Origin of the sequence: Mesorhizobium sp. M0633 (assembly GCF_040320645.1) — a bacterium.
In the GTDB taxonomy this organism is placed as follows: domain Bacteria; phylum Pseudomonadota; class Alphaproteobacteria; order Rhizobiales; family Rhizobiaceae; genus Mesorhizobium.
The window spans coordinates 193,284-206,437 of the sequence record NZ_JAMYQC010000005.1; the positions used below are offsets into that span (position 1 = coordinate 193,284).

A 13,154-nucleotide genomic window follows, 5' to 3' on the forward strand; every position below is an offset into this window, starting at 1 on the left:
TCGAACCCTTCATACGTTCGGATGAGGTCACGTTCTGTTTCACCCGGATAAGCATCATGACCATCCCCCACCCCATCCCATTCGCCGCCGGTCCGGCGTTGCCTTCTGGTGGACGATGTTCGTCGGCGCGCTGCTGACGATCCTCGGCCTGCCGATCGGAGGGGGCGGTGCCTGGCTGATCGCGCTGGGCGGATCCTGGTACTATCTGCCCGCCGGGATCGCCCTGCTGGCCGCCGGCAGCCTGCTGCTTGCCGGCAATGCCGCCGGTGTATGGCTTTATGTCCTGACCTGGCTGGCGACACTTGCACCCGGCGGACACCATTTCATGGAGACCAGGATCGGCGACGACGTCATTGCCGACGTCATTGCCTACGCATTGCCTAAAAGCTGACGCCAGACGATGACGGCTTCGCGGGACGCTTCCATCCTGATCGTCGGCGCCGGCCCGACCGGGCTGACGGCGGCAGTCGAACTGGCAAGGCGCGGCATTGCACCTCGCATCATCGACCGCAAGGAAGGCCCGACGCCGCTCGCCAAGGCGGTCGGCATCAGTTCGCACAGCCTCGACATCCTTGAACCGTCCAAAGTCGCTGCCCGATTGCTCGCCGAAGGATTGAAAATTCGCCGAGCCCGTTTCTACTTCGAAGGACGAGCGCTCGGCGAGATCGATTTCTCGATCCTGCCGCACCGCCATAATTTTCTGCTGTCGCTGCCGCAGCGCGACACCGAATCGCTGATGACCGATACGCTCAAGGGATTTGGCATCGACGTCGAATGGCGAAGCACATTTGTCGGCATGGCCGAGCACAAAGGTCGGGCCGAGGTGCGGATCGAGGCGCCAGACGGCCGTGACGAGGCAAGTTTCGACCTTATCTTCGGAGCCGACGGTGCGCAAAGCACGGTGCGTGATGCCATGAGCATCGGCTTCGATGGCTACACGCATCGGCGGCAATGGAGCATTGCCGACGCCGACATCGACGATTGGCCCTATGAGCCGATGGCCGCCCACGCATTTCTTCACAGGAACGGCGACGTCGGTTTCATCATCCCGATCGGCGAGAAGCGCCATCGCGCGGTCTCCAACACCGAGGATGCGCTGGCCCGCATCCCCGGCAATTACCGGATCACGCGGTTGTTGGGGACCGACCGCTTCCATATTCCGGTACGACAGGCGCCGCGTTATCAAACCGCATGCGTCTTCCTGGGAGGCGATGCCGCGCATGTGAATTCGCCGTTGGGCGCGCGCGGCATGAATCTCGGCATCGAGGACGCCGCGTCATTCGCCAGGCGTTTCGTCGACGGCACGCTTGCCGGCTACACAAGCGAACGCCACCCGGTGGGGCAACGGTGGATCACGCTCAGCGAGCGCATCCTCTCGCTGGCCCAATCGGACAACGGCATCATGCAAGGCGTCAGGAACGCGGCCTTCAGCGTCGTCGGCCATCTGCCGCTGCTGCAACGGCCGCTGCTGGAGCGTGTCGCCGGGCTCAAGGAATGACGTGGTCGCATCAACCTTTTCGCTGGACATGCGTTGTTGGGTTTCAAGCCAGGGAGATGACCATGCAGATAAAATCGGAAATCGCCGGCGAGGCCGCCAAGCAGCGGCATATCCAGCGCCGTATCGACGAGAAGGACAAGTCCAAATCCAATGGCAAGCAAAAAGGCGCCATGCAGGCCGGCGCCCGCAAATATCCGGAGCCGCCCTTCCCCGAGCAGCACCAGCCGAAGCCGGGCCATGAATGGGCGATCGAGCCGGCGCCGCTTTACGATGCGCCATTTTATATCGGATCGAAAAAGCTCGACGGCAAAGTGGCCGTCATTACCGGCGGCGATTCAGGCATCGGCCGTGCGGTGGCCGTGCTCTATGCGCGTGAAGGCGCCGATGTGGCGATCGTCTATCTCTCGGAGGATAGGGACGCCAAAGATACCAAAAGGGCCGTCGAAGCGGAAGGCCGGCGCTGCATCCTGATCAAGGCCGACGTCAGCGAACGCAACCACTGCCACAACGCGGTGGCTGAGATCGTGCAGGAGTTTGGGCGGATCGACGTGCTGGTCAACAACGCCGCTTTCCAGATCCACTCCAGCGATTTCAGCGAGCTGACCGAGGAGCATTTCGACACGACGCTGAAGACCAACCTCTACGGCTATTTCCACATGGCGCAGGAGGCCGTGCCGCACATGAAACCCGGTTCGGCGATCATCAATACCGGTTCAGTGACCGGCATCGAGGGCTCGAAGCAACTGGTCGATTACTCCATGACCAAGGGCGGCATTCATGCCTTCACCCGCGCGCTCTCAGGCAACCTTGTCGACAAGGGCATAAGGGTCAACGCCGTGGCGCCAGGCCCGGTTTGGACGCCGCTCAACCCCTCGGACAAGGAAGCCGGCGATGTTTCGAAATTTGGCGCCGATACGCCGATGAAACGGCCGGCCCAGCCGGAGGAGATCGCGCCGGCCTACGTGTTCCTCGCCTCGCCACACTGCTCGAGCTACATCACCGGCGAGATATTGCCGATCGTGGGCGGCTACTGACGGCATGTATTTCATTGCCCTGGCCACTGACTATGACGGCACGCTGGCGCATGAAGGGGTCGTTGCCGAGAAGACGCTTGCGGCGCTTGAACGCTTCAAGAAGAGCGGCCGCAAACTCATTCTCGTCACCGGGCGCGAGCTGCCCGACCTGAAACGCGTCTTTCCCGAAGTCGCGATCTTCGACAAGGTGGTCGCGGAAAACGGGGCGCTGATCTACACGCCGGCCAGCGAGGAGGAGCGGACGATATCCCCGCCGCCCGCCCCCGAGTTCATCGCCAAACTCAGGAAACGCGGTGTCAAACCGCTTTCGGTCGGACGCTCGATCGTCGCAACCTGGGAACCGCATCAGGCTACCGCGCTCGAGGTCATCAAGAAATTGGGGCTGGAGCTGGAAATCATCTTCAACAAGGGCGCGGTGATGATCCTGCCCAGCGGCATCAACAAGGCGACCGGGCTGACAGCCGCGCTTCAGGACCTCAGATTGTCGCCGCACAACGTCGTCGGTGTCGGCGACGCCGAAAACGACCACGCCTTCCTGCGCGCCTGCGGCTTCAGCGTGGCCGTCGACAACGCACTGCCGGCAGTCAAGGATACGGCGGATCTCGTGACACGCGGCGCGCGCGGAAAAGGCGTCGAGGAACTGATCGCCAAGGTGGTCGAGCGCGATCGCGAGCTTGTGCCGAACCGCGACGGCATTCTGCTTGGCTCGGAGGATGGCAAGGAGGTGTATCTGTCGCCAACCGATACGGTGCTGATCGCCGGCAGCTCCGGCATCGGCAAATCGACCCTGGCGACTGCACTGACGGAGCGCTTCGTCGAGAGAAAGTTCCAGTTCTGCATCTTCGATCCGGAAGGCGACTATGACGGTCTCGAAGGCGCCGTCCGGCTGGGCGACGGCTCGAACGCGCCGACGAAGACGCAGTTGCTCGATCTCCTGGAGAAGCCGGACAACAATCTGGTCGTCAATGGCCTGGCGCTGCGCGTTAACGAGCGGCCGGACTTCTTTACCGACCTGCTGCCGGGCCTTGGCGGTGTTCGCTTCCGCACGGCACGACCACACTGGCTGATCATCGACGAGGCGCATCACCTCTTGCCGAAGCGGCGCGACGACACGCCAATGGTGCTGGCCATGGAATTGCCGGGCACGATCCTGATCACGGTTCATCCGGACGCGATCTCAACCGAGGCATTGCGGCTGGTCACCGCCGTCATCGCACTCGGCCCCAAGGCGAAAAAGGTCATCAAGACGTTCTGTCACGAGACCGGCACCGAACCGCCAAAGGACAAGGACCTGAACTCTCCAAAAGACGAGCGCGTGCTGTTCTGGCGGCCGCAGGCGCGCAAGAAACCTGCCATGGTCGAGCCGATCGAACCGCGACAGTCGCTCAAGCGGCACAGCCGCAAATATGCCGAGGGCCAGCTGGACGAGAAGGGCAGCTTCTATTTCCGCGGCCCCGACAATGCGATGAACCTCCGCGCCCATAATCTGATGATTTTCGCCCAGATCGCCGAGGGCATCGACGACAGGACCTGGGAACATCATTTGCGCGCCGGCGACTATTCCGAATGGTTTCGCCACCAGATCAGGGACAAGGAACTGGCGCGCGAAACCGCCGAAGCGGAGAAAGACGGCACACTTTCGGCGCAGGAGAGCCGCAAGCACGTCCTGGACGCGGTGCGCCGCCGCTATACCGCGCCCGCGACCGCGCCGAAGGAATAGATGCAAACGGCGCCCAGCCGGTCCCAAGCCGGCTGGGTTGGAGAGATCAGACGATCAGATGATCGATCCTGACCGGCAGGTCGCGGATGCGCTTGCCGGTGGCGTGATAGACCGCGCTCGCGACCGCGGCTGCTGTCCCGACATTGCCGAGTTCGCCCAGTCCTTTGACGCCGGCCGGGTTCACCTCGTGATCGATCTCCGGCACGAGGATCACCTCGAGTTGCTTCACATCGGCGTTGACCGGCACCAGATAGTCCTGCAGGTCGCGATTGACGTAGCGCGCGTAACGCTTGTCGATTTCCGTCGCTTCGTGCAAGGCCTGGCCGATGCCCCAGATCATGCCGCCCATCAGCTGGCTGCGCGCGGTGCGCGTGTTCATGATGCGCCCGGCGGCAAAGGCGCCGACGATGCGTGGCACGCGGATCTCGCACGTATAGTTGTTGATGCGCACTTCGACGAATTCCGCGCCAAAGGCGTATTTCACCGAATCTTTGTCCTGGTCGCCGCCATGGAATTCCGACTGCCCGGCATAGAGCTTCTTCAGGGCCTCAGGTGACGACCCCTTTGGCGCGAACTCGGCATATTCCTCGATCGCGCCGATCTGCATCATCTTGAAGACGTCCGACAGCTTGGCCGACTTGCCGTTGTCCGCGACGATTTTCTCTTTCTCCATTTCGAGCTTGGCGTTGCCGGACCCGGCCAGCGGCCCATCCTCGGCGACGGCCGCGGCGAAGAGCTTTGCGCGGACGGCATCGCAGGCTTTCAGCACCGCCGAGCAGACGCTTGCCGTCGAAATCGACCCGCCGGACACCGGCGCCGGCGGCAGGGCGCTGTCGCCCATTTCGACGCTGACCTTGTCAATTTCTATCCCGAGCCGTTCGGCTGCCATCTGGCCCGCCACGGTGCGCACGCCGGTGCCGATCTCATGCGAGCCGCATTGGACGCGAACCTCGCCGTCGGTGGTCAGGCGGACACGGGCGGCGCATGGCGCCGCCGCCGTCGGATAGATGGCCGTGGCGCAGCCCATGCCGACCAGCCAGTCGCCGTCACGCATCGAGCTGACCGCGGCCTCGCGCTTCGACCAGCCGAAGGCCTTGGCGGCCTGGTCGTAGCATTTCAGCAGCGAGCGGCTGGAGAACGGCTTGCCGCCGATCGGCTCCTTTTGCGGCTCGTTGATGCGGCGGAACTCGATCGGGTCCATGCCGAGCGCCACCGCCATCTCATCCATGGCATTTTCCAGCGCATAGACATAGGGCGTCTCGGGCGGCGAGCGCATGTAGCCAGGCGTGTTGCGGTCGGCATGGACCAGCGAGACCTGCGTCAGCACCGAGCCGTAATTGTACATGCGGCCGGTGGCGGAGGTGCCGCCGACGACATAGGGATCGGGCCGCGAGGTCACTTCCCAGCCTTCGTGCGCAAAGGCGGTGATCCGGCCGTCCTTGTTGGCGCCGATGCGGATGCGGTGTCGGGTCTCCGCCCTGTAGGTCTGCGTGCCGTACGCCTGCATGCGGCTGACGACGCAGCGCACCGGCCGGCCGATCCGGCGGGCTGCCTCCGCCACTATCGCCGTGCGGGCCGTCATCGGCCCCTTGGAGCCGAAGGCGCCGCCGACATAGGGACTGACGATCCGCACATTGGCCGGGTCGATCTTCAACTGCCGGGCGAGCTCGGCCTTCCAGCCGGTGACGTTCTGGCTCGGCTCGTAGACCGTGAGTTGGTCGCCCTGCCAGACCGCCGTCGTCGAGAACAGCTCGATCGGATTGTGGTGCTGGGTCGGCGTCGAATATTTCTCGTCAATCTTCACGGCGGCTGCGGCATAGGCGGCGTCGAAGTCGCCGGCTTTGACGTCCTCCTTGAGCATCGGGCTCTTGCCGGCAGCCGGTTCCATTTCCGTTCCATTGGAATCGAAGCCGGCGCTGGGCGTCTCTTCGGCATAATCGGCGCGGATCAGGGCTGCTGCTTCCTCGGCCGCCTCGAATGTTTCGGCTACCACCAGCGCGATGATCTGGCCGTCGTGAAAAATGGTCTTGTCATGCAGCGGAGCGATCGAACTTGCGCCGGTGTTGCCGAATTTCGGCCTGTCGATGCCATCCATGTCGCCGACGCTGACGATATCGAGAACGCCGGGCACCTTACGCGCCCTTTCGAGCCGGATGGCGGTGATGCTGCCCTTGGCGATGTTGCTGGTGGCGAGCGCGCCATAGGCGGTATTGGCGGTTGGAAGGTCGGCCGAATAGCCGGCCTGTCCGGTGACCTTCAGGCGGGCATCGATCCGGGGAACGGGATTTCCCATGTTCTCTTTCGGCGCGGGAGCAGCTTGGTTCATCGGTCAGACCTTCATATCGCGCGTTTCGAGCAGTGCCCGCACAAGCGTGCGCTTGCCGAGCGGTATCTTGAACGCATTGTGTTGGCGCGGTTTCGCCTCGGCGAACGCGGCTTCGGCGGCAGCTTCGGCCGCATCGTCGTCGAGTACCTTGCCGCTCAGCGCTGCTTCGGCCGCCCTGGCCCGCCATGGCACGGTCGCCACGCCGCCAAGCGCGATGCGCGCTTGGCTGACCGTGTCGCCGTCCATGTCCAGAGCCAGGGCCGCCGAGGCCAGCGCGAACGCGTAGGATTCGCGATCACGGATTTTCAGGTAGCGCGAGCGGCGGCTCCAGGCGCCGAGGGGCACCTCGATTGCCGTGATCACCTCGTCGGGGGCGAGATCGGTCTCGAAATTGGGCGTATCTCCCGGCATGCGATGCAACTTCGAAAACGCTATCTTGCGCATACCGCGCCTTGCCTCGACCTCGACCGTCGCGCCGAGCGCGATCAGCGCCTGAGCGAAGTCGCCGTGATAGGTGGCGATGCAGGCGTCGCTGGTGCCGAGGACCGCGTGTTGCCGGTTGAAGCCTTCCATGGCCGCGCAGCCGGAGCCCGGCTCGCGCTTGTTGCACGGCCAGGAGGTCTCGCGAAAATACTCGCACCGCGTCCGTTGCAGCACATTGCCGGCCAGGCTCGCCATGTTGCGGATCTGACCGCTAGCGGCGAATTTCAGGCTTTCGGCAAGGACCGGGCAACGGCGCTTGATCTCGCCTGTGTCTGCTGCCTCGCCCATGCGGACCAGCGCGCCGAAACGGATACTGTCCTCGCCGACCTCGATCTGCCGCAGGGCTCGATCACCGAGACCGTTGAGATCGACAAGCCGCTCGGGCTGTGCCACGCCAAGCTTCATGTAGTCGGCCAGATTGGTGCCGCCGGCGATGAATTGCGTATCGGCCTCGGTCGGCGGAACACTCTCGGCGGAGAAACGGGAAGCAATGGCGGCCGCCGCGGACACGCTGGCCGGTCTCTCGTAAACGAAGGGGCGCATCTCAGGCTTTCCTTGTTTCGTCCCGGGCCTGCACGACGGCCGCGACAATGTTGGGGTAGGCAGCACAGCGGCACAGATTGCCGCTCATATATTCGCGGATGTCGTCCTCGGAGCCGGCATGGCCTTCGTTGATGCAACCGATGGCGGACATGATCTGGCCGGGCGTGCAGTACCCGCATTGGAAGGCGTCATTGTCGATGAAAGCCTGCTGCATCGGATGCAAATTGCCGTCGGCGGAGGCGAGCCCTTCGACGGTGGTGATCTCGTGGCCCTGGTTCATGACGGCGAAGCTCAGGCACGACAGCACCCGCTTGCCGTCGACGAGAACGGTGCAGGCCCCGCACTGGCCGTGATCGCAGCCTTTCTTGGTGCCGGTCAGGCCGACGTGGTCGCGCAGCGCGTCGAGCAGGCTGGTGCGATTGTCGAGGGCGAGATTGTAAGGCTGCTTGTTGATGCGCAGTGAGATCGCCGACAGATCGCGCGGCTCGGCCGAAGCGGCAGCTTGCGGCGCGGCGGCTTTTACCGACGTGGCCATGAGCGGCCCTGCCGCAGCCGCCGAAACGGATCCGGTCATGAAACTGCGTCGGCTCAGGCTGGCAAGGTTGGTTTCGGACATGGCTGGCTCCCGGCTGGCTGGGTCTCAAGCCGGCCGAACCAGTCATGGATAGCAAGGTTCCCCTGCCTCACGCGTCTGTGATCCTATGTTCATCCGAACCGTGCCGAGGAACTCTCGAGCCGGCTTGCCGTTCAAGCTGATCGGGCAGAAACCGACTTGGCGTCTGGAGCGAAATCATGAAATCACAGCTTGTTGCCGAAAGCGCCGGACAGAGAACGTTCGTCGTTGTGCTTGATCCCGGCGAAGAGGCGTTTGCGCAGCTGACCTCGTTTGCGGTCGACCGTGGCGTCGGCGGCGCGTCGCTGACCGCGCTCGGTGCTTTCGAAACGGCGACTGTCGGCTGGTTCGACCCCGGGGAAAAGACCTATCGGAAAATCCCCGTCCGGGAACAGTGCGAAGTGCTGAGCGCGATCGGCGATGTTGCTATCGGCGACGACGGCAAGCCCAGCCTGCACGTCCACGCAGTCCTTGGATTGAGTGACGGCACCACGAGGGGCGGTCATCTGCTGGACGGCATCGTGCGGCCGACGCTCGAGGTCACATTGGTGGAGACGCCTGGCCATCTGCGCCGCAGGCACCGTCCCGAACTCGGCGTCGCCCTGATCGACTTGGAGGCTTGATCCGAGCCGATCACTTCGTTGATTTGACTGCGGCCGTTTCGGGTACGACCTCCCAACCGAAGACGCTGCGGCCGCCGAGCAGATGCGATTGCTCGAACTCCCCGGCGACGATTTCCTTCAGGCTTGGGCCGGTGACATAGCGCTCGACCTGCCTCGACTGGTCGTCCAGCCGCCGCAAGGCGCCGATCTCTTCGTCACGGCCGAGCCTGGCCTTCTGGACAGCCGACTTCAGCACGCCGATGGTCTCGTCATAGACCTTCAGCGGCACCGGAAACGGGTGCCTGTCCTTGCCGCCATGCGCCAGCGAGAAGCGTCCTGGATCGGAAAAACGGCACGGCGCGCCATGCACGACTTCGGCGACCAGCGCCAGCGCCCGCACCGTGTGCGCGCCGACATTGGGCAGCAGGAGAAGCCCGGCGAAATCCGTCGGACCGCGCTCGGCCGCCGCGGCGATGTTGCCGTGCAGGCGGCGCATGACGACATCGCTTTCGCGCACATCGTGGTGCGCCGGCATCACCAGATGCGGCAGCAGCTTTTGTGCCGGCTCCGGCGCTGGCGCCGAACCCCGCTCCAAAGCGGCAAGCTCCCTCACGATGCGATCCGGTCCAAGGCCGTGCAGAAGGTCCAGTTGTCCCTGGCGCGACGCTTCGGCGCGGCGGTCGGTCAGGTTGACGATCTCGCCCTGGTTGGCGCCCTCGATGGCAGCATGCGGCTGGTCGACAAAGCTCTTCAGGCCTTCGGACAGCCAGTGATAGCGGCGCGCCACCTTGCTGTCGCCGTTCATGCCCTGCTGCACCACCACCCACTTGCCGTCGTCGGTGACGATAAAGCCGTGCAGATAGAGATCGAAACCGTCCTGGACCGCGGCGCTGTCCACCTTGGCGACAAGCCGGCTGGCAGTCGCGAGGCCTTGCCCGTCGAGGCCGACACGCTCGCCGATCAGGGCAAGCTCGTGCGGGGTCTTGCGCGAATGCGCGCCGCGGCCGCCGCAAACGTGGATGCCGAGTTCGCCGGAAAGCGGCGACAGACCGCGCTTCAAGGCACCGACGACGCTGGTGGTGATGCCGGAAGAGTGCCAGTCCATCCCCATTACGGCGCCAAAGGACTGGAACCAGAACGGATGCGCCAGCCGGCGCAGCAATTCATCGCGGCCGTAATGGTGGATGATCGCCTCGCACATGACCGCGCCAAGCCGCGTCATGCGGTCGCCGAGCCATTTCGGCACGCGTCCGCCGTGAAGTGGGAGATCAGCACTTCCCGATCGCTGTGCCACGCTCTTTTGCTTGCTCCTTGAGTCCTGCCTCGACAGATAGGTATCGAAAGGGGTGTGGAGAAGCTATGGCCTGATTCAGGCCGCGATCGTTGCAAGCCGCTAGAGCAATTCCAGGAAAAGTGTGAAACGGTTTTCCGTCCGGGATTGCGCAGAAACAAAGAGATAGAGCGTTTCGGCGTTTCCGTGAAACGATGAACCGCTCTAGCGGGCAGGTTCGCTGAGGAGATCAAACTTCTGGATCTCGCAATGCTCGCCCACCGATGCCAGCAGATCCATTGGCGGTGCGCCAGTGTCGGGCCGCCTCCAACTGATCTCGAACGAGAACACAGGGTCCTTGAGATCTGGGCGCCTCTCTATTGCGACGAGGCGTGCCTGGTAGCCAAGCGGCCCGATGAGCGCATCGAGCTCCTGTCGAGCCGCGGCCTTCCACGTCAGTGCCAACTGGGCATGGTGTTCGCGCGACATTCGAAGGTCCACCCATTTCAGGACCAGCAAGGTGGCCAGCGTCAGCGCCGTGCCGGCCGCGCCCAAGCCGTATTGGCCCCCACCGAAAGCCAATCCGATCGCCGTCATCACCCACAACGTGGCCGCCGTGGTGACGCCGCTGACAAGATTGCCGCGGCGAAGAATGGCGCCACCGCCGATAAAGCCGACGCCGGTCAACACGCCCAGCGGAAAGCGCAAGACGTCCATCGATGCAAACGAATCCGGGTGCTTGCCAACGGTCTCGAGCAGAATACTGGCCTGGATCATTGTGATGGCGGCGGCCAATCCGACCAGCACGGTGGTGCGTAGCCCCGCCGCGTGCCCGCGCGCCTCGCGGTTGAGGCCTATCAACAGGCCGGCGAGCGCGGTCAGAAGCAGTCGTGCCGCGATGTCCTGCCAGACCGGAACAACGAGGAGCATCGCGGTCACCCGTCAGGCCAAGCGCTGCTGGCCAGGAATAGCGCCAGGGTCAAAGCGAACAAGGGCAAGAGCGTCTTCATCGCAAATTCTTTTCGTCGATAAGCAACAAACGATGCGCTTGGATTTTGGTTGCGCCGCCGACGATTCACCCCGGCGATGGGCAGCGGCGGAACAAAACCTTCGGCCTGCGGGTTGGTGGGTTCACGCCAACGAAGGATTTGCAGTCATGGTCCGCTTGCTGCTTGCCGGAGCCGTCGCTTATCTGGCCTATCGCATCACCAAGGAGATCGGTGGGTCCGACGAGGTCGATCCGCGGTCGCCTTCACCCGACCAAACCGGCCGCAAGGTGCCGAGGCGGGAAAGCGGGGCGCAGGGGAATGGCCGACGGCGGTAGCGAATGCCTCAGCGGCGGCGCGGACCAGCCATGACCGCATTTCCGTTGCCGCTCGACCTTCGTCCGATGGAAGCCAAAGCCGCCGACGCAATTCCTGGCGGCGACGGGCTTTGGCAGTACGAACCGAAATGGGACGGGTTTCGCTGCCTCGTGTTCAAGGGCGACGATGCCGTCGATCTGCGTGCAAAATCGGGCAAGCCGCTTGGCCGCTATTTTCCCGAACTGGTCGCGGTGCTGCGCGATGTGAGGTCGCGGCGGTTTGTTGCCGACAGCGAAATCGTCATCGAGGTCGACGGATCGTCCTCGTTCGAGGCCCTGCAAATGCGCCTTCATCCCGCCGAAAGCAGGATCCGCAAGTTGAGCCTCGAGACGCCTGCCATGCTGGTCCTGTTCGACATGCTGGCCGAACCCGGCGGCGGGATCATCATCGAAGAGCCTCTCACCACCAGGAGGCAGGCGATTGAGGCCTTTGTCGCGTCGGCGGCACGGCCCGAACTGCACCTGTCCAAATATACGCACGACGCCGCTGCCGCCGAGCGCTGGCTGCAAGGCGCCGGCCATGGCTCGACCGACGGTGTCGTTGCAAAACTGATCGCCGGGCCATACCGGCCCGGCGAGCGCGCCATGGTCAAGGTCAAGCGGCTGCGCACTGCGGATTGTGTGGTCGGCGGCTTTCGCTATCTCGCCGGCAGCAACGAAGTCGGATCCCTGCTGCTCGGCCTCTACAACAACGAAGGCAGGCTGGACCATGTCGGGTTCACCTCGACCATCGGCAAGGACGACCGCGCGACGCTGACCAGGCGGCTGGAAAAACTGCGGGCCAAACCGGGTTTCACCGGCAAGGCGCCGGGCGGGCCAAGCCGCTGGAGCACGGAGCGCAGCGGACAATGGGAGCCGATAAAGCCTGAACTGGTGGTCGAGGTTCGTTTCGACCATGTGACAGGCGACCGGTTCCGGCACGGAACCAAGCTGTTGCGCTGGCGGCCGGACAAAGAGCCCCGGCAATGCACGTTCGATCAGATCGAGTAAGCCCGCAGCGATGCACCGCTTCAAGGCTCTAGCTGCCCGCTCTACCGTTCATGACAGACCAATGCAGAATTCACCGGTTCACCGCGGCCAACCGAGCCTTGGCAACCATTTCCGAGGCTCGGTTGCGGTTTTGAAATCAAGCGGCTTCTTGCATTGCGCGTTCGTTGACACCGCTTTCGCCGAGCTTGGAAAGCGCTTCGTCGGTCGCGACCTCTTCCTTTAGAGTTGCCCTGAGCAGCTCGACAACGTCGCTCTTGCCGAGTTCTTCCGCCCACGCGATCAAAGTGCCGTAGCGAGCGATCTCGTAATGTTCGACGGCCTGCGCCGCGCCGACAAGCCCGGCGTCGAGCGCGGGAGCACCGTTATACTCCTCGAGCACTTCCGAGCCCTCTTCGATAATGCCGTCAATCGCCGGGCAGGTCTTGCCACGGGCCGGCTTGCCGAACTTCTCGAACACCTCCTCCAGGCGGTCGACATGTCCTTCGGTTTCCATGCGGTGTTTCTCGAAGGCGGCGGTCACTTCTTCCGACTCCGCGCCCTTGGCCATTTTAGGCAGCGCTTTCAGTATCTTCTTCTCGGCGTAGTAGAGGTCTTTGAGCCCGTCGAGGAACAGATCCTCAAGGCCCTTGCTTGCCGCCTTCGCGGCCTTTTTCGTGGTCGCCATGATCCTCTCCCGAATGGTTGGTGCCGCCTCGCAAAGTAGAGGCGTCCC

The 13,154-nt window shown here is 63.7% G+C and carries 13 protein-coding genes; 7 read left to right on the forward strand and 6 right to left on the reverse strand.

Features of this window, described 5'->3' with window-relative positions:
* Positions 1 to 115: 115 nt before the first annotated feature.
* The 4 genes from NKI47_RS07440 to NKI47_RS07455 all read left to right on the forward strand — a co-directional run bounded on the left by NKI47_RS07440 (position 116) and on the right by NKI47_RS07455 (position 4,252).
* Complete coding sequence (locus tag NKI47_RS07440; protein WP_051406139.1) at positions 116 to 391, forward strand: hypothetical protein; 276 nt, start codon at positions 116 to 118, stop codon at positions 389 to 391.
* Positions 392 to 400: 9 nt separating this feature from the next.
* Positions 401 to 1,498 carry an FAD-dependent oxidoreductase gene (locus tag NKI47_RS07445; RefSeq protein ID WP_352588836.1) on the forward strand — a complete coding sequence of 366 codons (1,098 nt, stop codon included), beginning with the start codon at positions 401 to 403 and terminating at the stop codon, positions 1,496 to 1,498.
* Positions 1,499 to 1,560: 62 nt separating this feature from the next.
* Positions 1,561 to 2,532: an SDR family oxidoreductase gene (locus NKI47_RS07450; protein ID WP_023677096.1), complete on the forward strand. Its 972-nt coding sequence runs from the start codon at positions 1,561 to 1,563 to the stop codon at positions 2,530 to 2,532.
* Between the two features lie 4 nt (positions 2,533 to 2,536).
* Positions 2,537 to 4,252: an HAD family hydrolase gene (locus NKI47_RS07455; protein WP_352588839.1), complete on the forward strand. Its 1,716-nt coding sequence runs from the start codon at positions 2,537 to 2,539 to the stop codon at positions 4,250 to 4,252.
* 46 nt (positions 4,253 to 4,298) lie between these two features.
* Here the strand turns inward: NKI47_RS07455 and NKI47_RS07460 are convergent, their stop codons facing one another.
* The 3 genes from NKI47_RS07460 to NKI47_RS07470 are packed head-to-tail and all read right to left on the reverse strand — an operon-like array spanning position 4,299 to position 8,220.
* Entirely contained in the window at positions 4,299 to 6,578 is a 2,280-nt protein-coding gene (locus NKI47_RS07460) for a xanthine dehydrogenase family protein molybdopterin-binding subunit (protein WP_352588842.1), read from the reverse strand.
* Positions 6,579 to 6,581: 3 nt separating this feature from the next.
* Entirely contained in the window at positions 6,582 to 7,604 is a 1,023-nt protein-coding gene (locus tag NKI47_RS07465; RefSeq protein ID WP_352588845.1) for an FAD binding domain-containing protein, read from the reverse strand.
* Between the two features lies 1 nt (position 7,605).
* A complete protein-coding gene (locus NKI47_RS07470) occupies positions 7,606 to 8,220 on the reverse strand; it encodes a (2Fe-2S)-binding protein (protein WP_352577683.1) in 615 nt (204 codons plus the stop codon).
* Between the two features lie 176 nt (positions 8,221 to 8,396).
* Here NKI47_RS07470 and NKI47_RS07475 point away from each other — a divergent pair, with 176 nt between their 5' ends.
* Positions 8,397 to 8,840, forward strand: a complete 444-nt coding sequence (locus NKI47_RS07475) for a PPC domain-containing DNA-binding protein (RefSeq protein ID WP_352571873.1) — start codon at positions 8,397 to 8,399, stop codon at positions 8,838 to 8,840.
* A gap of 10 nt (positions 8,841 to 8,850) precedes the next feature.
* On the opposite strand, the gene NKI47_RS07480 is transcribed toward NKI47_RS07475, so the two are convergent.
* Entirely contained in the window at positions 8,851 to 10,113 is a 1,263-nt protein-coding gene (locus NKI47_RS07480) for a DUF763 domain-containing protein (RefSeq protein WP_352588849.1), read from the reverse strand.
* Positions 10,114 to 10,314: 201 nt separating this feature from the next.
* Positions 10,315 to 11,019 (reverse strand): MgtC/SapB family protein, encoded by a 705-nt coding sequence (locus tag NKI47_RS07485; protein WP_031194456.1) that lies wholly within the window; start codon positions 11,017 to 11,019, stop codon positions 10,315 to 10,317.
* A 226-nt stretch (positions 11,020 to 11,245) separates the two neighbouring features.
* On the opposite strand from NKI47_RS07485, the gene NKI47_RS07490 reads away from it, so the two are divergent.
* Together NKI47_RS07490 and NKI47_RS07495 are read left to right on the forward strand one after the other, a co-directional pair.
* Positions 11,246 to 11,413: a hypothetical protein gene (locus NKI47_RS07490; protein ID WP_023677102.1), complete on the forward strand. Its 168-nt coding sequence runs from the start codon at positions 11,246 to 11,248 to the stop codon at positions 11,411 to 11,413.
* A 30-nt stretch (positions 11,414 to 11,443) separates the two neighbouring features.
* Positions 11,444 to 12,442 (forward strand): ATP-dependent DNA ligase, encoded by a 999-nt coding sequence (locus NKI47_RS07495; protein WP_352571874.1) that lies wholly within the window; start codon positions 11,444 to 11,446, stop codon positions 12,440 to 12,442.
* 136 nt (positions 12,443 to 12,578) lie between these two features.
* On the opposite strand, the gene NKI47_RS07500 is transcribed toward NKI47_RS07495, so the two are convergent.
* Complete coding sequence (locus NKI47_RS07500) at positions 12,579 to 13,106, reverse strand: YciE/YciF ferroxidase family protein (RefSeq protein ID WP_023677104.1); 528 nt, start codon at positions 13,104 to 13,106, stop codon at positions 12,579 to 12,581.
* Positions 13,107 to 13,154: the final 48 nt, after the last annotated feature.

Coding starts and splice junctions, on each gene's coding strand:
- NKI47_RS07495 (WP_352571874.1), top strand. CDS start 11,444: ATGACCGCATTTCCGTTGCCGCTCGACCTTCGTCCGATGGAAGCCAAA.
- NKI47_RS07445 (WP_352588836.1), top strand. CDS start 401: ATGACGGCTTCGCGGGACGCTTCCATCCTGATCGTCGGCGCCGGCCCG.
- NKI47_RS07500 (WP_023677104.1), bottom strand. CDS start 13,106: ATGGCGACCACGAAAAAGGCCGCGAAGGCGGCAAGCAAGGGCCTTGAG.
- NKI47_RS07470 (WP_352577683.1), bottom strand. CDS start 8,220: ATGTCCGAAACCAACCTTGCCAGCCTGAGCCGACGCAGTTTCATGACC.
- NKI47_RS07485 (WP_031194456.1), bottom strand. CDS start 11,019: ATGCTCCTCGTTGTTCCGGTCTGGCAGGACATCGCGGCACGACTGCTT.
- NKI47_RS07440 (WP_051406139.1), top strand. CDS start 116: ATGTTCGTCGGCGCGCTGCTGACGATCCTCGGCCTGCCGATCGGAGGG.
- NKI47_RS07450 (WP_023677096.1), top strand. CDS start 1,561: ATGCAGATAAAATCGGAAATCGCCGGCGAGGCCGCCAAGCAGCGGCAT.
- NKI47_RS07490 (WP_023677102.1), top strand. CDS start 11,246: ATGGTCCGCTTGCTGCTTGCCGGAGCCGTCGCTTATCTGGCCTATCGC.
- NKI47_RS07475 (WP_352571873.1), top strand. CDS start 8,397: ATGAAATCACAGCTTGTTGCCGAAAGCGCCGGACAGAGAACGTTCGTC.
- NKI47_RS07465 (WP_352588845.1), bottom strand. CDS start 7,604: ATGCGCCCCTTCGTTTACGAGAGACCGGCCAGCGTGTCCGCGGCGGCC.
- NKI47_RS07455 (WP_352588839.1), top strand. CDS start 2,537: ATGTATTTCATTGCCCTGGCCACTGACTATGACGGCACGCTGGCGCAT.
- NKI47_RS07460 (WP_352588842.1), bottom strand. CDS start 6,578: ATGAACCAAGCTGCTCCCGCGCCGAAAGAGAACATGGGAAATCCCGTT.